This window comes from Acinetobacter sp. YH12226, from assembly GCF_013417805.1.
Lineage (GTDB): Bacteria > Pseudomonadota > Gammaproteobacteria > Pseudomonadales > Moraxellaceae > Acinetobacter.
In genome coordinates this window covers 14,342-36,631 of sequence record NZ_VPDG01000023.1, presented here as the reverse complement: position 1 = coordinate 36,631, position 22,290 = coordinate 14,342, and the positions used below count along the sequence as shown (strand labels likewise).

General features: G+C 45.4%; 21 protein-coding genes, 4 tRNA genes and 1 pseudogene. 3 read left to right on the top strand and 23 right to left on the bottom strand.

Annotation, left to right across the window (positions count from 1 at the left end):
* The 19 genes from FTV08_RS14665 to FTV08_RS14575 all read right to left on the bottom strand — a co-directional run.
* Nucleotides 1–181: GTP-binding protein (locus FTV08_RS14665; protein ID WP_257221205.1), on the bottom strand; the 181-nt coding region annotated here is incomplete at its 3' end.
* Between the two features lie 150 nt (nucleotides 182–331).
* Nucleotides 332–406 (bottom strand) — tRNA-Thr (locus tag FTV08_RS14660).
* Between the two features lie 17 nt (nucleotides 407–423).
* Nucleotides 424–499, bottom strand: a tRNA-Gly gene (locus FTV08_RS14655).
* 38 nt (nucleotides 500–537) lie between these two features.
* Nucleotides 538–621: transfer RNA gene (locus FTV08_RS14650), tRNA-Tyr, on the bottom strand.
* Nucleotides 622–677: 56 nt separating this feature from the next.
* Nucleotides 678–753 (bottom strand) — tRNA-Thr (locus FTV08_RS14645).
* 98 nt (nucleotides 754–851) lie between these two features.
* Nucleotides 852–2,345 (bottom strand): anthranilate synthase component I, encoded by a 1,494-nt coding sequence (trpE, locus tag FTV08_RS14640; RefSeq protein ID WP_004729304.1) that lies wholly within the window; start codon nucleotides 2,343–2,345, stop codon nucleotides 852–854.
* A gap of 108 nt (nucleotides 2,346–2,453) precedes the next feature.
* Entirely contained in the window at nucleotides 2,454–3,122 is a 669-nt protein-coding gene (locus FTV08_RS14635) for a phosphoglycolate phosphatase (RefSeq protein ID WP_004729302.1), read from the bottom strand.
* 78 nt (nucleotides 3,123–3,200) lie between these two features.
* On the bottom strand, nucleotides 3,201–3,860 hold the full coding sequence (locus tag FTV08_RS14630; RefSeq protein ID WP_004729299.1) for an FHA domain-containing protein: 660 nt from the start codon (nucleotides 3,858–3,860) through the stop codon (nucleotides 3,201–3,203).
* Nucleotides 3,861–3,922: 62 nt separating this feature from the next.
* Entirely contained in the window at nucleotides 3,923–6,184 is a 2,262-nt protein-coding gene (gene gspD, locus FTV08_RS14625) for a type II secretion system secretin GspD (protein ID WP_180087590.1), read from the bottom strand.
* A 38-nt stretch (nucleotides 6,185–6,222) separates the two neighbouring features.
* Complete coding sequence (locus FTV08_RS14620; RefSeq protein WP_180087589.1) at nucleotides 6,223–7,077, bottom strand: type II secretion system protein N; 855 nt, start codon at nucleotides 7,075–7,077, stop codon at nucleotides 6,223–6,225.
* Complete coding sequence (gene gspN / locus FTV08_RS14615; RefSeq protein ID WP_180087588.1) at nucleotides 7,077–7,820, bottom strand: type II secretion system protein N; 744 nt, start codon at nucleotides 7,818–7,820, stop codon at nucleotides 7,077–7,079. Before gspN ends, FTV08_RS14620 begins: the two co-directional genes overlap by 1 nt.
* A 182-nt stretch (nucleotides 7,821–8,002) precedes the next feature.
* Nucleotides 8,003–8,329 carry an H-NS family nucleoid-associated regulatory protein gene (locus tag FTV08_RS14610; protein WP_044113061.1) on the bottom strand — a complete coding sequence of 109 codons (327 nt, stop codon included), beginning with the start codon at nucleotides 8,327–8,329 and terminating at the stop codon, nucleotides 8,003–8,005.
* Nucleotides 8,330–8,470: 141 nt separating this feature from the next.
* Nucleotides 8,471–8,899: a thioesterase family protein gene (locus FTV08_RS14605; protein WP_180087587.1), complete on the bottom strand. Its 429-nt coding sequence runs from the start codon at nucleotides 8,897–8,899 to the stop codon at nucleotides 8,471–8,473.
* Nucleotides 8,900–8,907: 8 nt separating this feature from the next.
* Nucleotides 8,908–10,101, bottom strand: a complete 1,194-nt coding sequence (locus FTV08_RS14600; protein WP_180087586.1) for a heme biosynthesis protein HemY — start codon at nucleotides 10,099–10,101, stop codon at nucleotides 8,908–8,910.
* A 6-nt stretch (nucleotides 10,102–10,107) separates the two neighbouring features.
* Nucleotides 10,108–10,947 (bottom strand): hypothetical protein, encoded by an 840-nt coding sequence (locus tag FTV08_RS14595; RefSeq protein ID WP_044113063.1) that lies wholly within the window; start codon nucleotides 10,945–10,947, stop codon nucleotides 10,108–10,110.
* Nucleotides 10,944–11,723 (bottom strand): uroporphyrinogen-III synthase, encoded by a 780-nt coding sequence (locus tag FTV08_RS14590; protein WP_180087585.1) that lies wholly within the window; start codon nucleotides 11,721–11,723, stop codon nucleotides 10,944–10,946. The genes FTV08_RS14595 and FTV08_RS14590 overlap by 4 nt, the downstream gene beginning before the upstream one ends.
* Nucleotides 11,723–12,646, bottom strand: coding sequence for a hydroxymethylbilane synthase (hemC, locus tag FTV08_RS14585; protein ID WP_180087584.1), 924 nt, complete (start codon nucleotides 12,644–12,646; stop codon nucleotides 11,723–11,725). Before hemC ends, FTV08_RS14590 begins: the two co-directional genes overlap by 1 nt.
* 108 nt (nucleotides 12,647–12,754) lie before the next feature.
* Nucleotides 12,755–13,495, bottom strand: coding sequence for a LytTR family DNA-binding domain-containing protein (locus FTV08_RS14580; RefSeq protein WP_004278633.1), 741 nt, complete (start codon nucleotides 13,493–13,495; stop codon nucleotides 12,755–12,757).
* 69 nt (nucleotides 13,496–13,564) lie between these two features.
* Complete coding sequence (locus tag FTV08_RS14575; protein WP_180087583.1) at nucleotides 13,565–14,719, bottom strand: sensor histidine kinase; 1,155 nt, start codon at nucleotides 14,717–14,719, stop codon at nucleotides 13,565–13,567.
* Here FTV08_RS14575 and argH point away from each other — a divergent pair.
* Both argH and FTV08_RS14565 read left to right on the top strand, forming a co-directional pair.
* Complete coding sequence (gene argH / locus FTV08_RS14570; RefSeq protein WP_171501402.1) at nucleotides 14,710–16,140, top strand: argininosuccinate lyase; 1,431 nt, start codon at nucleotides 14,710–14,712, stop codon at nucleotides 16,138–16,140. The genes FTV08_RS14575 and argH overlap by 10 nt on opposite strands.
* A gap of 15 nt (nucleotides 16,141–16,155) precedes the next feature.
* Nucleotides 16,156–16,425 carry an oxidative damage protection protein gene (locus tag FTV08_RS14565; protein WP_004278636.1) on the top strand — a complete coding sequence of 90 codons (270 nt, stop codon included), beginning with the start codon at nucleotides 16,156–16,158 and terminating at the stop codon, nucleotides 16,423–16,425.
* Nucleotides 16,426–17,001: 576 nt separating this feature from the next.
* On the opposite strand, the gene pgsA is transcribed toward FTV08_RS14565, so the two are convergent.
* The 3 genes from pgsA to uvrC form a co-directional block, all read right to left on the bottom strand.
* On the bottom strand, nucleotides 17,002–17,589 hold the full coding sequence (gene pgsA / locus FTV08_RS14560) for a CDP-diacylglycerol--glycerol-3-phosphate 3-phosphatidyltransferase (protein ID WP_016806864.1): 588 nt from the start codon (nucleotides 17,587–17,589) through the stop codon (nucleotides 17,002–17,004).
* 107 nt (nucleotides 17,590–17,696) lie between these two features.
* Nucleotides 17,697–18,491 carry a thioesterase family protein gene (locus FTV08_RS14555; RefSeq protein WP_180087582.1) on the bottom strand — a complete coding sequence of 265 codons (795 nt, stop codon included), beginning with the start codon at nucleotides 18,489–18,491 and terminating at the stop codon, nucleotides 17,697–17,699.
* A gap of 116 nt (nucleotides 18,492–18,607) precedes the next feature.
* Nucleotides 18,608–20,407, bottom strand: a complete 1,800-nt coding sequence (gene uvrC / locus FTV08_RS14550; protein WP_180087581.1) for an excinuclease ABC subunit UvrC — start codon at nucleotides 20,405–20,407, stop codon at nucleotides 18,608–18,610.
* A gap of 225 nt (nucleotides 20,408–20,632) precedes the next feature.
* Between uvrC and FTV08_RS14545 the strand changes: the two are divergent.
* Nucleotides 20,633–21,693, top strand: a pseudogene (locus FTV08_RS14545) (AAA family ATPase).
* A 17-nt stretch (nucleotides 21,694–21,710) separates the two neighbouring features.
* On the opposite strand, the gene FTV08_RS14540 reads toward FTV08_RS14545, so the two are convergent.
* Nucleotides 21,711–22,124, bottom strand: coding sequence for a PH domain-containing protein (locus FTV08_RS14540; protein ID WP_180087579.1), 414 nt, complete (start codon nucleotides 22,122–22,124; stop codon nucleotides 21,711–21,713).
* Nucleotides 22,125–22,290 lie beyond the last annotated feature (166 nt).

Here is a 22,290-nt window from a genome sequence, read left to right as displayed (position 1 = left end):
TACCACGTGCTTTTTCTTCTGGTGCAGAGTCGATTGCAGCGTAGTCTTTCGCTTCGCCACCGAATTTCTTCGCACATACAGTTGCAATTGCAGCTGTTAAAGTTGTTTTACCATGGTCAACGTGACCGATTGTGCCCACGTTAACGTGTGGCTTATTACGTTCAAACTTAGCCTTAGCCATGTTAATCTTCCTCGTTTACGTCGAACACAATTCTGAGTAAAACCCAGCTCCGACATATCGTTTAAAAAAACCGAACACTAAATACTTGAAAAGCAGACTAAATAGCCTGCTTTTGGAATTTCTTTGCAACAAAGTTGCTAAACTGTAATCTGGAGCTCTTATCGAGATTTGAACTCGAGACCTCTCCCTTACCAAGGGAGTGCTCTACCACTGAGCTATAAGAGCAAATATTAGTACTTCAATGGAGCGGGAGACGAGGGTCGAACTCGCGACATGTAGCTTGGAAGGCTACCGCTCTACCAACTGAGCTACTCCCGCACGATGTTGGTACAAACCACTTATTGAAGTCTTAAAATTGGTGGTGAGGGAAGGATTCGAACCTTCGAAACTTTCGTAGCGGAGTTACAGTCCGCCCCCTTTGACCGCTCGGGAACCTCACCATTTTTTACACTTACATCAGTGCTGTTCTTTACTTCACACTACCAAACTTCTAAGATGGTGCCGGCACACGGATTCGAACTGTGGACCTACTGATTACAAGTCAGTTGCTCTACCAACTGAGCTATGCCGGCGTTTCTTAGTGTTTCGTACGTTTCGTATCGGAACGGTGTGCAGTTTAGCAAAACTCAGAATCCTTGCAAGTGTTTTTTTCAAAAAAAACGTCAAAAACTCATAAAATCAAACCATTTGATGATAATTCAACCGCTTTGATCACTGCGCGAGCTTTTATTTGGGTTTCATTCCACTCAGATTCAGGATTTGAGTCGGCAACTAGCCCTGCTCCGGCCTGCACATAGACCTTATTTTCGCGAATGACACAGGTACGAATCGCAATCGACATGTCCATTTCGCCATGCCAGCCTAAATAACCGACAGCCCCACCAAAAATTCCACGTTTTACCGGCTCTACTTCGTCAATAATTTCCATGGCACGAATTTTTGGCGCACCTGAAAGTGTGCCGGCAGGGAAAGTTGCCTTAAAAACATCCAGGGCATCAACATCATCACGTACTTCACCCTGCACATTGGAGACAATATGCATCACATGCGAATAACGTTCGATCACCATTTGATCAGTCACCTGCACTTTGCCAATTTTTGCGATACGCCCTACATCATTACGTCCCAAGTCAATCAGCATGACATGTTCGGCAATTTCTTTTTCATCGGATAATAGGTCTTCCTCAAGCGCCAGATCCTCTTCTTTGGTTTTACCGCGTGGGCGTGTTCCCGCAAGCGGTCGTACGGTAGCAATACCATTTTCCAGACGGGACAGAATTTCAGGAGAAGAGCCGACAATATGGAATGGCGTATTGTTTTCCAAGGTCTGCCCTTGCACCAGGAACAAATACGGCGATGGATTGAGATGACGCAGCGCACGATACACCTGTAGCGGGTCTCCATCGAAGTCAGACACCATCCGGTGCCCGGGTACGACCTGCATTACATCGCCAGCACGAATATACTCTTTGACTTTTTCTACCGAGGCAATGAAGTTGTCATGTCCGGTGAAGGACTCGAAATGTGGCGGCGTATGTTTTTCAGCTTTAAGACTGATGGGCGTGGCCAGAATATTTTCTAATTCATTTAATTGTTCATGTGCTTTTTCATAAGCAACTGGATCAGTTGCATCGGCATGTACAATCAAGAATAAAGTATCTTTCAGGTTATCAAAGACAATCACTGTTTTAGACAGCATCATCCAGATATCTGGCAAGCCGACCGGATCCGCTTCCGGCACATTTTTTAATTTCGGTTCGATATAACGCACCGCGTCATAACCAAAGTAACCGACTAATCCACCAGTAAAACTCGGTAGGTCCGGCAATTCTGCCTGGGTTGGCACCTTAAATTGCGCCTGAAAGTCGCGAATATATTGAAATGGGTCCGCACAGTGCTGCTTTTCAATCGAAGCATCTGCGTGCTGTACCGTCAGCTCGCCTGCATTGCAGGAAAATACCGTGGATTCACCTAGTCCAATAATCGAATAGCGTGCCCAGTTCTCACCACCTTCTACAGACTCGAATAAATAAGCCTGCTGATGCTGTTTAAGCCGAGCAAAAATAGAAAGTGGTGTATCGGTATCCGCCAGGCGCTGACGATAAACAGGAATGAGGTTATAGCCTTGCGCAGCAAGTTCTTGGAATTGTGCTTGAGTGGTCATGCGGTTTTTCTCTTTAAATTAGGGTTACTCAGTATGTAAATAGAATTGAACTGAGCGACGCCATCGAAAAACCTTACAACTATTCATTTTCGTTCCTTAGTACGCGTATTAGGTAAGTAATTCTCTAAGATCATCCACAATCTGCTGCGGCTGACAATCTGCAATATTTTCACCATGATTATAGCCATAGCTGACCACAACACAATCAATCCCGGCGCGGCGTGCGGCTTCGACATCATTGGAAGAGTCACCAATGAGCAAGACCTGTTCTTTGCTCACCTTATAATGTTCGACACAATGCAGCAACTGGCGCGGATGCGGTTTACGCTCAGTAAAACGGTCGCCACCAATGGTATCGGCAAAATAATGAGCCATATCCAAGGTATCTAGAATACTGCGGGCAGGAAGTTCAGGCTTATTGGTCACACAAATCAGGGTTTTACCTTGAGCTTTTGCCCAGTCCAGAAATTTCAGGATTCCCGGAAAAGGAACGGTATCGACGCAGGGATCGACATTATAGATATCCAGAAAAGTCGTTAAGAGTTCCTGATGCTGTGCCGGTGTGACTTCACCCACCAGATGCTGGAGTACACTTTCACAGAATATCGACGTGCCCTTACCTACCCAGGTCCGTACCTGCTCTTCAGTCACCAGAGGCAATTGCAGCACATTCAGGCTCATATTCATGGCGCGATACAGATCATGTGCTGAATCCACCAAGGTACCATCCAGATCAAACAAGATCAGTTCACGCTTTTCTAATTGTGCAATAGACATCCCGACCCTCTTTTATAATGTGCGCAGCCACAAAAAAGGCATGCGCTATGCATGCCTTGATTGTAACCAATCATCAGCTTATTTGAACAACAACCAAGCCATAATTGCCAAAATAATCAGCACAATCACTGAAATCAAACCTACAGATACATTTTTCTGGGTTTCTTTTTCCTGTTCTACACGTGATACAGGCTGCTCAACCGGAATTGGGGTAGGCTCTGGTTTTACCGCATTAATGTCCACGCCTTCCGGAATAGGTGCCGGTTTTGGAATACCGACATTGGTTGGCATGCCATCACGGGTTAATTGTACCGTAGCATCACGATGTTTCAGTTCCGGCATTCCCTGATCATTCATTTGCTGTGCAGGTGTAGGCTCAGCGACTTCGACCTGTTCCACGACTTTTTCTGCCGTTGCTTCAATTTCTGCTGGAACCTCTACTGCAGCCGCAGGCGCCATTACTGAAAATTTCAAGCTGGCAAACTGAACAATGTCATCCTGCTTTAATAAGGTTTCTTGCGCAATCTGCACATCATTGACGAAAGTGCCATTCGATGAACCCAAATCCTGCACCCAGAGCGCATCATCCTTTAGTAAAAATGCCGCATGTTTACGGGAGATTTCCGCAGCCTGTAACACGATATCTGCCGCCTGATGACGCCCCACCAGCATGTCACGGTCAATGCTAATTTCCTGTCCTGTTAAGTCGCCTGTAATCGCGTGTATTTTCCAAGTCATGAAAGTTACTTCTCTGTTCTCTTTGACATTATCATAACATGCTGTCTGCAAATGCGAATGACTTAGCTTTTGGGTCTAAGTGTGGTTGTTGTAACGGTATTTTTACTTTTTTCTACCTGTTGGACGGGTTCTACCACTTGTCGCTGAATCACTGGTTCTATCGCTACCGGCGTAACAACTACATTGGCTGGCTGCGCCTGAACGGGTGCGGTCGGCACAGTTTGATAAGTCGAGTTTTGCAATGGCGTTCTGGATACTGGAATTCGCTGTTGATACACATCTTCAACACTTTCTGGCAGCTTGGCAAAGTTCCCGTCCGAATCGAGTGCGAGTTGCAGACTATATAGCTGACTATAGCGTTGTTGGGTCAGTTTACGCACTGCATTTTTATCGCCTACAATGGTTGGATGGATAAAAATCAGCAGGTTACGCTTCTGATTGGATTTACCTTCAGAACGGAATAAACGTCCCAAGCCTGGAATTGCACCCAGACCCGGCACCGCTTGGCGTCCATAACTGGTGTTATCCGAAATCAGACCACCAAGCACAATGGTTTGTCCATGTTCGGCCAGAATTGAGGTTTTAATTGCACGTTTGCTCGTCACCAGATCCTGCGCCTGCCCTTTACTGGCTTTGACATCAGAAACTTCCTGTTCCACTTCCAGGCGTACCGTACCATCTTCGCCAATATGTGGAACCACCTTTAAAGTGACCCCGACATCCTTACGTTCAATGGTGGTATAGGGATTAGCAACTCCAGCAGCGCCTGTAGATACTGAGCCTGTCACAAAGGGTACGTTTTCACCCACTACAATATAGGCTTCTTCGTTATCCATGGTCACGATCGACGGCGTAGACAACAGGTTGGATTTAGTGGTTTCTTTAAGTGCCTGAATCATCGCGCCATACAGACGTCGGGAACCATCACTGCCTTCACGATAATCACCGAGTACCAGTGAACTGCCCGCGCCTACGGCACTTGCAGCACCTGCACCACCACCGGTGAGATAACCAGCCGCAATATTTTTCAGACTAGTCCCAAAATTATCGAAGTTCACCAGCCCAATCCCACTGCTGATATCACCCAAGGCCCATTGCACACCGAGTTGATCCGCATCGGTTCCTTCCACTTCAATAATCGCGGCTTCGATCAGCACCTGTTGACGGCGGATATCCAGCTGGTCAATCGCTGATTCAATTTCCCGCATCAGTTGCGGATCCGCTTTCACCACCAGAGAATTTTGTGTGGTATCGGCAATAATACTGACGCCATTGCCATTAAAGCTGGTAATTCCGCCCTGCTCATTATTCATGCCGGTATTCAGCTGAATGCCTGAAGAGGTGTTACTACTCGAACCGGTAGTCGTATTGTTGTTATTTAAATTACTGCCAGAACTGAGCGAAGACGAGTTTGAGGATGTGCTGCCTGAATTTGAATTACTGTTCACCGCCTGCCCGCTCACCAGTCCCTGCAAGATTTCCGCAAGATTTTTGGCGCTGGCATATTTCAGACGAAAAACTTTTAAACCACCCAAACGATCCGCAGCCGGCACATCCAGAGTTTCGATCACTTGACGCACCCGTTTGCGCGTCGTGGGATCACCTTTGATGATAATCCGGTTGGTACGGGTATCTGCAATCACCCGCACCCGCGAACCGCGGACATCTTTAGCTCCGCCAGTGGCAGTCATGGACTCGATCAGTCCAATCATTTCTTCGGCCTGACTGGATTGCAAGCTCACCGCTTCAATATCATTTTGACCGGTGCCATCCAGATTACGAATAATAGTTTCCAGCTGGTAAATATTGCTGGCGCGATCCGACACAATTAAGGCATTCGTCCCGGGCACCGCCGCCAGATGGGCAAACTGCGGCATTAAAGGACGTAATGCAGGAATTAGATCATTCGGATTAGTATTTTCCAGCCACAACACCCGGGTCACAATCTGGTCACCACTGGCACGACTTCTGGCATCATAGGGAATGCCTGAGCTTTTGACATTACTGTCCGGAACCAGCTTGATGGTATTCCCCGAAGGAATTGCCACCACACCATTCACATTTAGCACGCCTAAAAACAGGTCATAGACTTCATTTTTATTCAGGGCTTTATTGGAAATGACTGTTACGTTGCCACGTACCCGCGGATCGACTGCAAAGTTTTTGCCGGTAATATCGGCCACTTCATTAATGAATGCAGTTAAGTCAGCATCTCGAAGGTTAATTTTCCAGGTTTGTGCATAACTCGCCGTACTGACCATGGCCATTAACGGTGCGGCCACACAGAATGCCCATGCTGATCGATTATTATTAAATAAAGCCATAAACTTTCGTGTTTCCTAACCCTATGCGTGATGACACATCACTTCAAATCTTGTTGTATGGTCATCACCTGATCACCACGTTTTATTTCGAGTTTGACCTGACCTTCACGCCGGGCCTGTTCCAGTAATTGTGCTTCGGTCTGTCCCTGGCTCAGCGTCTGGCCATTTAAAGACAAAATCCGGTCGCCCGGTCTTAAACCCAGGCGATTACGCAATGCAGCCGGCGTCCGTGAAGTTACTTCATAACTACCATCTGCTGCACTAACCCCCATATTCTGTAAATACTGGTCCTTGTTTTCCTGCATCTGCTGGATGGCCCGACCAATTTCATTCTGTGGCGAAGGCTGCTCAGGCATACCACTATTAGAAGGCATAGCAGGCATTGAACTTGAAGATGCTGATGTTTCCGGCACAATCGGCTGATTCAAGCCATTTTCCAGACCTTTGAATAAGATTTCTTGAGTAGCACCTGTGGATCGACGCAAAATAACCCGATCCCAATGCACTTCAGCCAACTCAAAACCGCTATTGGCCAGCATTTCCCCGACACGGTAACGATCGACCTGATCATTAATTTTCAGTACCGCAGAAGAGTTATAACTCGGACTGGCAACCACCACCCCTTGTAAAATGATATTGGCCATTTCAACAGCACCCGCAGACTGCCCAACTTCCTGAAACAGTGAAAATGCACTGATATTCGGAATTTGTGCCTGTTGTGAACCCAGTTCAACCCGATCCAGCTGCATGGCTTGTGGTGGAGCAATCAGCAACCAGAACAAAGCCGCCAGCTTCCAGCATAGATACAGGATGAGCAGTAACAAAACCACAGGTGCAGCACGATTGATCTGTTTCAGTTCAATATTTTTTAAATCATTCAGAGAAACTGCCATCAGTTCAAGCCTCCCATTAAGGGTTGGCGGGTACTGATCACATAGGTATCCAATCCGGCTTTACCTTCATAGGAAGGCGCATTCATTAAAAAGCGCTGGGTGAGCTGGATATCCAGCATCAGATTCGGATCAAGCTTGATATTCAGCATGCGTTGATCGCGACTATCCCGAACATCAATTAACAGCTGTCCGCTTTCATCTGCGAGTTGTCCAGTCATGGCGGGTACATTCATGCGTTCCTGACGCTGAGCAAAGGTATAAATCAGCTCACCACCCGCCCATTGCATTTGCCCAGCCACCTGACTGAAACCCTGATCTTTTTTATATTTAAAATCCAGATCTTTAAACTGAATCGCAGTACTCGGCCATTGCCAGTCTGCAACTTTTTTTAGAGTTTCAGGCGCGACCTGCCCTTCAAGATTTTTGACATTCAAAGATTTATTCAAACCATAAGCCATGATCCCGGAAAGCTGGGTATTGCCACTATGTAAATCCACATGTGCCCCAACTCGCAGCAATAGCAAATCCAGCGGCCGTACTTTCCAGTTCAGACTGCCCCGAAGATTGCCTTTTTTCCAGTCCGCACTTCCCTGCCAGATATTTCCGTTTACATTATGCAAAGTCTGGTTATTTTTATAAAATTTTGAAATTAACCAGGCCGCTGGCACTTGTAATACGACAAAAATAAAAAATGCAACAAGAGCAAGGATCAACCATCTTAAAGTTTTCGGTTTACTGCTCATCCCCACCACGACCAATCGCTCAAGTCCAAATCCCCATTTATAATTTTCCCCTTATACTTACACATTATGCACACTTTTCTGCCAACGCCAATTCATAGATATAAAAAAACCAAGCAGGCATGCTTGGTTTAATCATCTTAGACTGTCTGTATGACAGCCTAATGACCAGATCAAATGGCAGCTTAGATCAGGAAATCATCCAGCTTTGCGCCTTTTTCCAATTCTGCCACTAACCAGCGCGGTTGTTTACCACGGCCAGTCCAGGTATCGTCTGGATTGCTTTTGCTACGGTAACGCGGCTCAACCGACTTACGTGATGATTTCTTACGCTTAGACGCACCAAATTCAAGTAACTGTTCAACTGTCATACCCACTTTCTCGGCAACTGCTAAGATTTGCTGATAAGCGCCTTCAATTTCTTGATCTTTTTTTGAAGCAATCAGTGACTCTGCTTCTGCTTGTAAACGTTTTAACTCTTCTACTGATAAATGCGTAATATCTGGCATAATGCTCTCCGAAAAATAATATTATTCGTTTTGTTAAATAATAGCCCCATCATATTTATATTAAATAAAACATTCAATATAAAACCTTAAAGCAATAACAATAAAATTTAAAAAAAATTACAAAATAAAATGCTTCATTCATTTTTAAATTTCATGTTGAACGCTTAATTCAAGTGCTTTGATTTTTTCGCGAATATGTTCCGGAATTTCTGTTTTCTGCATGGTCTTTTTATCGACACAGACAATCACTGCTTCTGAAGTAGCCACAATACTTTGCTGTTTTTCACTCCATAATAGATATTGCATTCTAACTGCACTATTTCGAATTTCTTCAATACGTGCTGCCACTTTTAAATGATCAGGAAAAACCACAGGTTTTAAATAACGGCACTGATTTGAAGACACTACCGTAAATACCGGTTCATTATGTATATCTAATATCCCTAGATAAGCCAGACGCGCACTTTCGACATAACGGTAATACATGGCATTATTGACATGTCCAAAGGCATCCATATCACCCCATGCGACTGTTTGTTCATAAGTAACTGGATATTGTTTTAATTCTGACATTATTATTCTCAAGTCTTAATTTCTATAAAGTTTACATTCGATTCAAATACTGCATTTAACTGCTGTAGCAAGTCCTCCCGATCTTGTAAGGCAGCTTTAATTCTTAAATAACTCATACGAATATCATCCGGATACAAGTCAAGTAGTTGCTGGGCTTGATCTGTATAGCCTGTGGCTTGCAACACATGCCATTTCGCAAAGCTTAAAACCGGTAATGCCGGATACTTGGTTTCCCAGTGCGAAATCTGTTGTGCAATCGCATCATAATCCGGGTTTTGACGCAATAACTGTTGTTGGAACCACAAATAAAATACATCCTGATTAAATTGCTGTTCCATTAAATGAATCGCAAGCACTTCATGCTCGGCACTCATTTCTGGCATTCTAAATAATAATTTCAACCATAATAATTTGACCGAATAGTCACGATCAAATATTTGCGGTTTTAAATCTAAATAACGTTGCTGTAAATAAAATAAATCGTCCTGTGTGGCTTGGTCATAGGCTAATAATAATTGTTCAAGCCATGTTTTTTTTACTTCTTGGTCTAAATGCCCATATTGGGTCGAACGTAAATATAACCAAGGAAACTGCATGGCAAATACCCCCCATAAGGCGACAAGGCGCTGCTCATAGGCTGTTTTAACCTGTATTAACCAAGGTGATAATTCATGCTGATTTAAAAACTCTAAATGGATAAGTGCTTGTTCACCTTGCTGTTGTGATAAATAAATTTCAATCCGCTGTAATTCTGCCAATTCAAATGCCATGGGATTGGACTGATTTAAAGCAGTTAATGCATGGGTATATTGCTGTTGCCCCCAAGATAAACGTGCATCAATAATATGTTTAAGTAAACCCGACTTAGTAAAAGACTGCTGAATAAAATCCCGCTGATCCTGCGCAGCGTTTAATAACCAGATCACGGCCAATTGTTCATAAGGGTGCAAGCGGGAAAAACTAAAGACTGTTTCAGTTTTACGCTTTTCACGACTGCGATACTGCTTGATAGCATACCAGATGCAATGCATCAGAAAACTTACACTGACCAAGGATGCGGCCAAAAACCAGAGGGTGGTTTGTAACTGCCACTCGCGCCAATACAGATAGACATAGCCAGCCCCATGTCCATAACTCAAGATACTCAGCCCCGCAATGCCAAGTAAGCAGACAAATAAATAGGCCAGCAGAATCTGTTTCATAAGCAATTAGCCCACTAGGGTGCGTGTGTTTAATAATGGAATCGGAGTAATCGGGGTAGCCTTGATTTGATTCAATTGCTGAATCCATTTTTGGCTCTGCGCATCCGGCAATTGTCCCAAAACTTCAATCACGGCATTCAGTGCTTGCTGAAAAGCGACAGATTGGTCTTTTTGCAAGGTATTTTGTGCGATGAGCAAGCGCAACTGGGCCTCTTTCAGTACCAGATGCCGTTGCATCAAGACTGTGCTTGGCTGATCTGCGGATTCAACCTGAATCCAGCGCTGCCAGAAAGAGCGTTGAGTTTCTGGACGCTGACGATGTGGTGTCTGAATTTCTTTTTCAATTTCAGCATCCATCTGCACCAAGAGTTCTTTTACTTTATTTTGCTGCACTAATCGGCTGTTCACGAATTTTTTCAGCATGTCCTGATCTTTTGCAATCACTTGCTGCAAACTGCTGACCAAGGCAGGCGCTAAAATATAATCATCCAGCTCATTAGATAACTGATTTAATTTCTCAATCGCAGTGGCGTATTGTTGCTGTTGTAGTGCAAATTCGATCAGATCCAGATGTTGCTGCACCAAGACAATATCATTTTGCGTTGCATCAGTTGCCGCTTCATTTACTGACGCTTTCGCTGAAGTAGCTCCAGCACTTTCCTGCTGAGCAGAAATCTGGCGTTTTAAAGCCACAAACTGATCATTGAGATTGGCATTTTGCTGCTGTAACTGATTAATGCTTTGATTAAATTCAGTCTGTGCTGTATTCAGAACATGAAGGTCGTAGCTGAGCTTGACCAGCCATGACAAACTTAAGATGAACAATACAATGAATAGTTTCTTCATGCGTTCCCTAATATCAGCCCCATTTTCTGCAAGATCGTATTTGCGTCTAAATCATCGATTTTTACGAATTGAAAACTTGCCTGATGCTGCTGTTGATATTCCCCAAGAATATTGGCCAAACGTGGCCCCAAAACCAAATAACAGGCTTGCTGTATAAACTCCGCATTCCTCTGCAAGAGTATCAGCCAGTTTAACCAACTTGCCTCACTGGTGATTAGCACTGCAAAACGCTGCTGTGTCTTAAGCAGCGCCAAATTCTCTGCCAAAATCGTTGCCGTCGTTTTAGGACATTGCCGCCGGTACAAAATAAAGTTTAAAACTTTAATATTGCTGGCACGTAAATGATCCATCATAAATTGACGACCACCTTCTCCGCGCCAGAAAGCCACACCTGAACCAGAAGCCAGTTGCTTCAACACAGGCAATTGCAGCATGCCTTCCGAAGTTTCGACCTCAGGCACATGACTATGAATGCCATAGCTCGCCAGTGCCTGTTCAGTGGCTTTTCCCACTGACACCCAATGCACCTGCGCCAAGGCCGAGAGCTTAATACCCGCCTGTTGTAAATATTGCATGCCAATCTGAGCGGCCGTCGGACTGACCACCACAATAATCTGTGCCTGCTCCAGCTGCTGATACAAAATCGACAGCTCATCGGAATAAGGCATGGCATGCAGTTCGAGCAAGGGCAATTCCAGAACAGACACCTGTGCTGCCTGTAACTGTTGAGTCAAGCCTGTAGCACGATCACTGGGGCGAGTATTAATCAATAACATCAGTGTGAATAGAGTACTTTCAGCAACTCGCCAGCACCTTGATCAAGCAGGTCTTTTGCCAGCTCTACACCCAATTGCTCCGCAGCTGCCATTTTGCCAGTATGCTGTGCCCGGAGCAAAACTGTTCCATCGACACTGCCCACACGACCTTCGATTGAAATCACACCCTCTTTGAGCGTGGCATAACCAGCAATCGGCACCTGACATCCGCCTTCTAGATAGGCATTAAAGGCACGTTCGGCACGTACACACGCATCTGTATCCGCATGCAGGAGTGGCTGAATCAAGTCCAGCACCGTCTGATCATGAGTACGGCATTCCAGTCCCAATGCCCCTTGACCCACGGCCGGCAGACTGACTTCAGGCGTCAGAGTATGACGAATACGTTCTGCCAGACCCAAGCGTTTTAAACCGGCACTGGCCAGAATAATCGCATCATACTGGCCTGCATCCAGTTTAGATAAACGTGTGCCGACATTACCGCGTAAATCGATAATGTCCAGATCTGGACGCTGTTTTAAAATCTGGGTTTTACGGCGCAAGCTTGAGGTTCCGACTTTGGCGCCTTGTGGCAATTCTTCAAAACTAGTGTAGGTATTCGACACAAAGGCATCTAAGGGATCTTCACGTTCACAGATCACTGCCAGACTCAGACCTTCGGGCAAGGCCATCGGGACATCTTTCATGGAATGCACAGCCAGATCTGCACGACCATCCAGTAAAGCGGCTTCTAATTCTTTTACAAACAGTCCTTTTCCACCAATTTTAGCCAGTGGTGTATCTAGAATTTTATCGCCCTGTGTAACAAAAGTGACTAACTCGACCTGCAAACCAGCGTGCAAATCTTGTAGGCGCGCACGGATGTGTTCCGCTTGCCAAAGCGCAAGTGGACTTTGTCGAGTTGCAATTTTTAGGGTCTTCATAAATTTCAATAACAGTAAATGAGAACAATAGTCTAAACTTAACCTGCTCACTTGAAAATGCAAGTGAATTTATACAAGTTTCAACTCAATGCTCTCATTCATCCCCTGCTAAAGCTTTTGAATCCGATCTCGTAAAAACGGTAAATGTCGCCGACTAACCGCCAAACGATCGTCCAGCTCACGACAACGTACCTGATACTGACCAGAACTCACCACTTCCAGACCATCCAGATAATGCACCGAGATCAAGGCATTACGATGAATCCGGATAAACTGGTTCCCAAACTCCTGCTCTAACTCCTTTAAGGTTTCATCAATCAATACACTGCCGTTTTTATGACGCACAGTGACATATTTCTGATCCGCCAGAAAATAATAGATATTTTCAACTGGCACCAATTCGACACCACGATAGGTTTTTGCCGCGATCTGCTGGCGGCTGATATTGATTTCGTCCATATTTTCTTTTTGTTTTAGTTGGCTCATTTGAGCTTGGGTAAGTTTAGTTAAGTGCTCTAAAACCTGTGCCAATTCCTGTTGCATCACCGGTTTAAGCAAGTAGCCTTCGGCATTTGATTTAAATGCATCCAGCGCATGTTGGTCATAGGCCGTACAAAAGACAATAGCCGGCATTGGATCCAGTTGACGCAAATGTTGCGCACAAGCCAGTCCATTCATTTCAGGCATTTGAATATCTAATAGGATGACATCGGGTTCGTATTGGTGAGCCAGATCAATCGCTTGACGGCCATGGCTTGCTGTCGCCACCACATCATGCCCCAGTTGAGAGACCAAACGTGATAAACGCTCGACGGCCAAAGGCTCATCATCACAAATCAGGATGTCCATTTCTCCTCCTTACCCAGTTAACATCATCAGATGAATGATAAAGCTAACTGCGATTTCTTTGATTTATTTTTATTTATATTGATATCGCACTACCGTCGTAAACATCCCTTCGCCGGCAAAGGTTTGAAAAGTCACACTGGGTCCATAATAAGCTTGCAGACGCTGTCTGACATTTTCTATTGCAATACCATGTCCCTTTTTTAAAGTTTTATTATCCTGTGCATAAGGGTTCGTTATGATGATATTAATTTGATTTTGCAATATTTCAACCAATATGCTTATGGTACTCTTTGTAAGAATTTTTTCAACTCCATGGAAAATACTATTTTCTAGCAAGGGTTGTAAAGTTAATAATGGAATTTGAACTTGTGAGTATAAGTCTTTGTTTTCTAAATTCCATTCGACCTGCAAACGCTCACCTAGACGGATCTGCTCAATCTCCAGATAGCGCTGGCACAGATCAATTTCCTCCTGCAGGCTGACCAGTTTTAATTCCTGAAAACTGGCACGAAATAACCGTGACAAATTCAGCAGCATGTGCTCGGCTTTATCCGGATTGATACTGATCAGGCTGATCACACTGTTCATGCTGTTAAACAGGAAATGCGGCTGAATCCGTGCCTGCATGGCCTGAATCCTAGCATTCAACTCACTATGCTGCTGCTGCTCCCATTGCTCACGCAAATAAAGATAGCGAAAACAGAAAGTTCCCAGCAAAATTCCCAGACTTAAATGGAGTCCGACCCGATCCAGCGCAATCGCCAGGTTTAAATCCTGAAAATTAAAATTCTGTCCAAAATATATCAAGATATTCAGGTTCACCGTAGTGAGCAGTACAATTGCCTGTAACAGCAGAAATCCAGAAATCAAAGCCAGTTTGATTCCCATACGTTGAAAGGCTTGATGGAACAGCTCGACCAGTGCTGCAAAACATAACAGTACCCAGTTGATATACAGGATATATTGCAGCAGGTGCATTCCATTCAAAGCCTGCCAGGATTGCGCTTCTGCAAGCGCCAGAATCATGGCCAGAATATTGCCGCCAGCAAACAGTTCCAGCAAATAGCGTAGATTGCCGATCTGGCTAAAAAAATAGGAATTTTGCGTCTGTTCGTTTATCGATGTAAAAGATTGAGCAGATGTGACTTCGGCAATGGGCTTTGAATTTGTTATACTCTTTTTCGTTCTACTGCTTTTAATCTGATTGAGCCGACATGACCACATCTTCTAATTCCTCTAATCCATCACACGCCCAGACTTCGGGTATGTGGGGCGGTCGTTTCTCTGAAGCGACTGATGCTTTTGTTGCTGAATTTACAGCATCTGTTCAATTTGACCAACGTTTTTATAAACAAGATATTGCAGGCTCGATTGCCCATGCAACCATGCTGGCAAAAGTGGGCGTACTGACCACGCAAGAACGCGATGACATTATTGAAGGTCTGACAGCGATTCAAGCCGATATTGAAGCAGGCAACTTTGAATGGCGCATTGATTTAGAAGATGTCCACATGAACATTGAGTCACGCCTGACTCAACGTATCGGCATTACTGGCAAGAAACTGCATACCGGTCGTAGCCGTAATGACCAGGTGGCTACAGATATCCGTCTTTATGTACGCGATGAAATCGATAGCATCCTGGAATTACTGAAAAAATTACAAAAAGGTATTTTAAGCTTAGCGGCTAAAAACACCGACACCATTATGCCAGGCTTCACCCACTTGCAAACAGCTCAGCCAGTGACTTTTGGTCATCATCTAATGGCTTGGTTTGAAATGCTGGTACGCGATTCAGAACGTCTGATTGATTGCCGTAAGCGTGTCAACCGTATGCCGCTTGGTTCTGCTGCACTTGCAGGTACTACTTATCCAATCGACCGTGCTTATACTGCTGAACTGCTAGGTTTTGAAGCTGTTGCTGAAAACTCGCTGGATGCAGTATCGGATCGTGACTTTGCGATTGAATTTAATGCCGCTGCATCTTTAATTATGATGCATTTATCACGTATGTCTGAAGAACTGATTCTATGGACATCTGCACAGTTCAAATTCGTGAATATTCCAGATCGCTTCTGTACTGGCTCTTCAATCATGCCGCAGAAGAAAAATCCGGATGTGCCTGAACTGGTACGTGGTAAAACCGGCCGTGTCTATGGCGATTTGATGAGCCTGCTGACTTTAATGAAAGGCCAGCCACTCGCCTATAACAAAGACAATCAGGAAGATAAAGAGCCATTGTTCGATGCGATCGATACAGTTCGTGGTTCACTCATGGCATTTGCTGACATGATTCCTGCACTGGTTCCAAACATTGCTGAAATGCGCGAAGCAGCGCTGCGTGGTTTCTCAACTGCGACTGACCTAGCTGATTACCTGGTGAAAAACGGCGTTGCATTCCGTGATGCGCACGAGATTGTAGGTAAAGCGGTTGCACTCGGTGTACAAGAATCTAAAGACCTGTCTGAATTGACACTCGAACAACTGCAACAGTTCTCTGACCTGATTCAAGCAGACGTATTTGAAAAAGCCCTAACTCTTGAAGCTTCGGTGAATGCCCGTAATCACATTGGTGGCACCGCGCCTGCTCAAGTGAAAGCAGCCATTGAGCGTGCACATGCGCGTTTGGAACAACTTTACGCATAATTTTGGAGTATGGATATGTCTCGACAAGTTTTTTGCCGTAAGTATCAGGCGGACATGGAAGGTTTAGACTTTGCTCCATTCCCGGGGCCAAAGGGTCAGGAATTGTTTGACACCGTGTCTAAACAGGCTTGGCAAGAATGGCTAAAACACCAGACTACGCTAATTAATGAAAAGCGTTTGAACGTGTTTGAAGCAGATGCGAAAAAGTTTCTTGAAGAACAGCGTGAAAAGTTCTTTAACAATGATGCATCCCTAGAAAAAGCCGAAGGGCTGAAGCCTGAGTAATTTTTAAAGCATTGCTTTAAAAATTACGCAAGACAAGCGCTGAAAGCGCGCGTAGGCTTTAATCTAAAAGAATCTCCAACTTTGGGGATTCTTTTTTTATACGTTGTTCTAAACATTACTCAAGACAAGGATGAAATCCGCGTAGGCATAAATCTATCCCCTATCTCAAGGGATTTTTTGACTAAATCTAGCAAATCTTACTAACCAATATTTAGGGCACAAAAAACAGATTTTCACTTATCCTATTTCGTCTATCGAGTCAGTCACTATCCTACTGAAAAACATTTAGATTTGTATCAAAATAATGGATTGTAAAAGCAATATACAGAGTATTCACAAAACACAACATTCTGCTACAAGAAGCCACATGATTAAAAAAAACTGTCCCTCTATAATGAGCCCTAAGAAGATGAGATATCTTTGAATAACTATAATAATAAGCAACAAATACCCCGATTTCATCCCAGTTCTTCCCCCAAAGACTGGGTATTTTTTTGCCTGCAATTTGCCGATTGGCTTGATAATTTAAGCGCATAAAAAAAGCCCCCTTTCAAGGAGCTTCTCTTTTCATTTCGATTAAGGCTGTTTCAGATATGGCCAAGCCGCTTTCAGATAAATGAACATCGACCATAAAGTGAGTACTACTGCGGTGTATAGCAAGGCATACGCCAGCATTTCCAGCGGTGGCCAATTTAACAGAAATACGGTGATGGCGATCATCTGGAAAGCAGTTTTGTATTTCCCCACCGTTGAAACCGCAACATTGGTCCGTGCACCCAACTCTGCCATCCACTCACGTAAAGCTGACACAGTAATTTCACGCGAAATAATCACAATCGCAGCAAAAGCCATCGACATGGAAGGCTGCCATTGCACCAGCACAATCAGTGCAGCTGCGACCATCAATTTATCTGCAACTGGGTCGAGAAAACGTCCAAAAGCAGAAGTCTGGTTTAATGTACGTGCCAGATAGCCATCAAACCAGTCCGTTACTGCAGCCACCACAAAAATCGTGGTCAAAATAATATGCCGCGTCATGTCGGGGTTATGGGCATCAAAGCCCATTGCAGGTGGCCAGTAAGCCACCAATAAAAATACCGGAATAAGAGCGATACGCGCCAAGGTCAAGATATTTGGAATATTCAGGATACGACCTGTAGTCATAGACACCGCCAATTTTTCCCCTCATGTACGATGAAAATGCACACTTTTTTAGAGGTTTGATCCATCATTAATAGGCTTCACTTTATACGAATTGACTTGCAGTGTCACTAGGCAAACACCGTCACTGTTTGTCTTGCCATCGCAATCAGGCGATTTTCGGCATCCCAGAGATAGGCATGCTCCGTCGCATAACCATCCGCAGCATAGTCGGTAAATACTTTATATTTAAACCAATCATGCAATTGATGTTGAACCGGATGCACATAGGTCACTGTCCAGGTCAGACTACTCGCAGGTGCCATGTTTTTAAACATCGGTAACACCCCGGGTGGCCAGATATCAAAGATGGCCATCAGGTCGGCGACCAAAAATTCACGGTTGTGATGCTTTTCAGGATGAAATCGGCACCAGCCACCAAAGTCCGGACGAGGACTGGCACTACAAGGCAGATTGATATCCGCCCAAGCCACTTCGAAATGGTCATAACAGTCTGGCATGCCATAACCCGCAGGAATCTGAAACAGCTGCTCTGGCACAGCATAGTCAGGTGCTTGAGCTTGTTGCTGTACCTGAATCTCTGAATCACGGGAAATACCGAAACTGGCAATCAGAATACTTTGCACCGCGTCGTCCTGCCATAAGCGCACTTCAATCGTGGTCACCGACTTGCCCTGCCGCAGGGTTTCGGCACTCAGTCGTACTTTGGCTTGCTGAATCGGGCCAACAAAGGTCACACTGCAACTGAGTAAATGCTTGGCCGGATCATTGATGTGAGTGACGGCTTTCTGCATCATCATCGCGGCAGCCAGACCGCCATACAGGGTACGGCCCTGTAACCATCCCTGTGGGAACTCTACCCATTCCTGTTCGGTAATTTGTGCATAAAGTGCATGCAAAGACATGTTGATCCCTCAGTAAGTCTTGATGCTCAGTATATTCGGCAAAATTCATCAGGTTGTGAATGTCCTGTGACCCATGCGTCAATACGCATTTTTGCCCTTGCATTCGAGCCCCCAAGTTATTCATGCAACACTTTATAAATCATCCGTGCCATGACTGAACCCAGTCCCGGTACCAATTGCAGATCTCGTTCTGAGGCTTTCAGTACGCCCTGAATCCCGCCAAAATGGGTCAGCAGGTCACGACGGCGTTTAGGTCCCAACCCCGGAATCAATTCCAGTACCGACGAACCCCGTTTCTTGTCGCGTTTGGCACGATGCTTGGTAATCGCAAAGCGGTGTGCTTCATCACGTACCTGCTGAATCAGGTGTAGCGCCTTATGATCTTCCGGTAATTGAATTTTACTGCCATCGGTAAAGTGCAGGGTTTCCAGACCGGGCTTACGTCCCTCACCTTTAGACACACCAACCATAAAGGCATCCAGACCCAGTTCCTGCATAACCTCCATCGCCATGTGCAATTGCCCCTTGCCACCATCAATCAGCAGCAAGTCCGGCAACAGGGCTTTCTTATAACGACGGGTCAGCGCCTGACGCATGGCGGCATAGTCATCGCCCGCCTGAATATCGTGAATGGAAAACTGGCGATAATCGCGCTTGCGCGCACCACCACTATCAAAGACTACACAGGAGGCCACGGTATCTTCGCCCATGGTATGTGAAATATCGAAGCACTCGATCCGGTCTACAGGATGGCCGACCACCTGCTCCAGCTGATGAAAACGCTCATTTAATTCTATATGATTGGCCAGCTTGCCCTGAATCGCGTGCTGTACATTCATCTGCGCCAGTTCCAGCCATTCGGCCCGGGTTTCGCGGACTTTGGACTTGATCTGGATTTTCTTGCCAAAATGCTGCGAGAGTGCTGCTTCCAGTTCTTTACGATCAGCCACTTCCAGATTAACAATCAGTTCAGCCGGAATTTCATCGGCCACCTGAAAATAAAAATTGGCAATAAAATCGGCCAGCATCTGCCCCAGGTCATCACTGAGCATATCTGGGAAATAACTTTTTCCACCCAGCATTTTGCCGTTGCGCACATGCATGATCTGCACACAGGTCACCCCGGCCTGATAGGCAATCGACAGGATATCGGCTTCGCCTTTGAGCTTATAGATCGCCTGCTGCGACTGTACGTCTCTTAACAATGCCATCCGGTCACGATAGAACACCGCTTTTTCAAATTCCAGCGCTTCAGCGGCCGCTTCCATTTTTGCGATCAGTTCCTGATTCAGCTCCTTGGTATCGCCCTGCAAAAATCGGATCGAGTTATCGACATCTGCCTTATAGTCTTCCGGAGAAATAAATCCGACACAGGGCGCAGAGCAGCGTTTGATCTGGTATTGCAGACATGGCCGGGTCCGGTTGGCAAAAAAACTGTTTTCACAGGAACGCACATTGAACAGTTTTTGTAGCACCACCAGAGTATCCCGGGCGGTATACGCACTCGGATAAGGTCCAAAAAACTTGCCCACCTGGTGCTTGCCCTTGCCGCGCCCACTGGCTAAACGCGGATAGGGTTTATCTGCCGAAACAAAAATATAGACATAAGATTTGTCATCACGCAGCATGATGTTATAGGGCGGATGATGCAGCTTGATCAGGTTCTGTTCCAGCAACAAGGCTTCAGTTTCAGAACGTACCACCAGGGTCTGGATATCATAAATCCGTGCCACCAAGGCCTGGGTTTTGGGATGATCCAGCGTTTTGACAAAATAGCTGGAGACCCGGTTTTTCAGGTTTTTGGCTTTACCCACATACAATAATTCACCGTCTTTGCCATACATCCGGTAGACCCCGGGCAGGCTGGTCATATTCGCCAGGATTTTTTCAATATGGGGGCGTGCGTTTTCGTTCACCTAAAGCCTATTTTTCACCTACAATCTGCAGATATATGTGATGATTGTTGCGTCATTTTCAAGCAAAAACACAAAATTCCCCTGAAGCTGCCACTTAATCTTAAAGTTCCTGTCGGGTTATCCCCCCAATCTATAATCCTCACGACATAAACTGATTGTTAAAAGCTATAAGTTTCAACCTTTAACTTTGTTATGCTCAAAAAGTCTAGTTTTGAGATGATTCGCATGACCCTGCAGCAATCGGGCATTCATATTTTCAACCCTCCACCTCCACCCATCACCCGTCTGAACGTGCTCGCCTGATTGGTAAACCGCGTTTTCATTTCGAGCCGAGTAAGGTAATGCAACTGCTACGTGAACGGATTATTGGGCAGGATGCAGCCCTGAATGAAATTGAAAAAATGTTGCATGTGGTCAAGGCAGATTTTTCCAGTCCGGATCGCCCTTTGTCGGTTACCTTGATGCTGGGCCCTACTGGCGTCGGTAAAACAGAAACCGTGCGTCTGATTGCCGATGCGATCTATGGCCGCCCGGATGCCTTTTGCCGGATTGATATGAATACTCTGGCACAGGAACATTATGCGGCGGCTTTGACCGGCGCACCGCCCGGTTATGTGGGATCAAAGGAAGGTCACAGCCTGTTTGATGAAACTGCGATTGCCGGCAGTCATACCCGTCCCGGCATCATGCTGTTTGATGAGCTGGAAAAAGCCAGTAACGAAGTGATTCGCGGCTTGATGAACGTGCTGGATACTGGCCGGCTGACCTTGACAGCGGGCACTAAAACTATCGATTTTCGCAACTGCATGATCTTTATGACCAGCAATGTCGGGGCACAGGCGGCGCAGCAATATCTGGACAAACTCAGCTATCTGCCTGAGAAAATGCAGGCACTGTGTCTGAAGCGCGTTCCCACCCAGCGCATCATTGAAAAAGTCATGCAGCGTAAATTCGACCCTGAATTTCTGAACCGGATTGACCGCAGCCTGCATTATCAGGCGGTACAGCATGATGCCCTGCCACGTCTGGTCGAAATTGAACTGGATAAACTGAACAAGCGCTTGCAACATCAGCAACGCAGCGTGCATTTAAGCGCTTCAGCCAAAGCCTATTTCTATCAGGACCATGATATTCGTTACGGCGCCCGGCATTTGGGCCGCAAGATGCGTACCGAACTGGAGCCGATTCTGGCGCTGTATTTTTTAAACCAGCCTGAGCAGTTCAGTCTGCATCTGGACTGTGTCGATGGACAGCTGGTGGTTCTGCCTGAGCAAGCAAAAGCTTAACTAAGGCAGACTCGATATCAGTTTTTATTCGGCTGAAGCACCTGTATAAAAGCAGTTTGATCTTTGGGTGAAACCAATATAAATTTCTGCACGCCCGCATCAGTATAGTCAATCCGCAGACGCTTTAAAGATAAGGCTGGCGCAATGATAGAGTGGTCTGTGGGCTGAATGGATTGGATTTCACTTAACGGAATCTTCCAGCTTAACCACAGGCTTTTTATGGTCAATACCCCATTGTACATCACATAGCGCGTACTCCACAGCGGCCACCATAAAATGATAATAGTCAGGACATAAACCGCAGTGTGCAGCGGATATTGCTGCATAGTGCCTTTGGCCTGCATGGTCAGCAGTAGTTGCAGCAACAGGCCACTCATACAAATCACAAAAGCCAGCAGCCACCAGTCTTTTTTAGAACGAAATACGTGCATCGATATCCCCCATATCTAAGTGCAAGATCATCATAAACAATTCCATAGCAGATGACAGGGATTCAACCCGGCAGGATGGAAATTATTTTAAATCACACATCGACAGGATCGTTCCCATTTTCGATCTCATCAGAAAAGTTCAGTAACTCAAATGATCTAATACACT

Coding starts and splice junctions, on each gene's coding strand:
- trpE (WP_004729304.1), bottom strand. CDS start 2,345: ATGACCACTCAAGCACAATTCCAAGAACTTGCTGCGCAAGGCTATAAC.
- FTV08_RS14590 (WP_180087585.1), bottom strand. CDS start 11,723: ATGTTATTGATTAATACTCGCCCCAGTGATCGTGCTACAGGCTTGACT.
- gspN (WP_180087588.1), bottom strand. CDS start 7,820: ATGAGCAGTAAACCGAAAACTTTAAGATGGTTGATCCTTGCTCTTGTT.
- FTV08_RS14620 (WP_180087589.1), bottom strand. CDS start 7,077: ATGGCAGTTTCTCTGAATGATTTAAAAAATATTGAACTGAAACAGATC.
- hemC (WP_180087584.1), bottom strand. CDS start 12,646: ATGAAGACCCTAAAAATTGCAACTCGACAAAGTCCACTTGCGCTTTGG.
- FTV08_RS14575 (WP_180087583.1), bottom strand. CDS start 14,719: ATGTGGTCATGTCGGCTCAATCAGATTAAAAGCAGTAGAACGAAAAAG.
- FTV08_RS14630 (WP_004729299.1), bottom strand. CDS start 3,860: ATGACTTGGAAAATACACGCGATTACAGGCGACTTAACAGGACAGGAA.
- pgsA (WP_016806864.1), bottom strand. CDS start 17,589: ATGACTACAGGTCGTATCCTGAATATTCCAAATATCTTGACCTTGGCG.
- argH (WP_171501402.1), top strand. CDS start 14,710: ATGACCACATCTTCTAATTCCTCTAATCCATCACACGCCCAGACTTCG.
- FTV08_RS14600 (WP_180087586.1), bottom strand. CDS start 10,101: ATGAAACAGATTCTGCTGGCCTATTTATTTGTCTGCTTACTTGGCATT.
- FTV08_RS14565 (WP_004278636.1), top strand. CDS start 16,156: ATGTCTCGACAAGTTTTTTGCCGTAAGTATCAGGCGGACATGGAAGGT.
- FTV08_RS14540 (WP_180087579.1), bottom strand. CDS start 22,124: ATGCACGTATTTCGTTCTAAAAAAGACTGGTGGCTGCTGGCTTTTGTG.
- FTV08_RS14555 (WP_180087582.1), bottom strand. CDS start 18,491: ATGTCTTTGCATGCACTTTATGCACAAATTACCGAACAGGAATGGGTA.
- FTV08_RS14580 (WP_004278633.1), bottom strand. CDS start 13,495: ATGGACATCCTGATTTGTGATGATGAGCCTTTGGCCGTCGAGCGTTTA.
- FTV08_RS14635 (WP_004729302.1), bottom strand. CDS start 3,122: ATGTCTATTGCACAATTAGAAAAGCGTGAACTGATCTTGTTTGATCTG.
- gspD (WP_180087590.1), bottom strand. CDS start 6,184: ATGGCTTTATTTAATAATAATCGATCAGCATGGGCATTCTGTGTGGCC.
- FTV08_RS14595 (WP_044113063.1), bottom strand. CDS start 10,947: ATGAAGAAACTATTCATTGTATTGTTCATCTTAAGTTTGTCATGGCTG.
- FTV08_RS14605 (WP_180087587.1), bottom strand. CDS start 8,899: ATGTCAGAATTAAAACAATATCCAGTTACTTATGAACAAACAGTCGCA.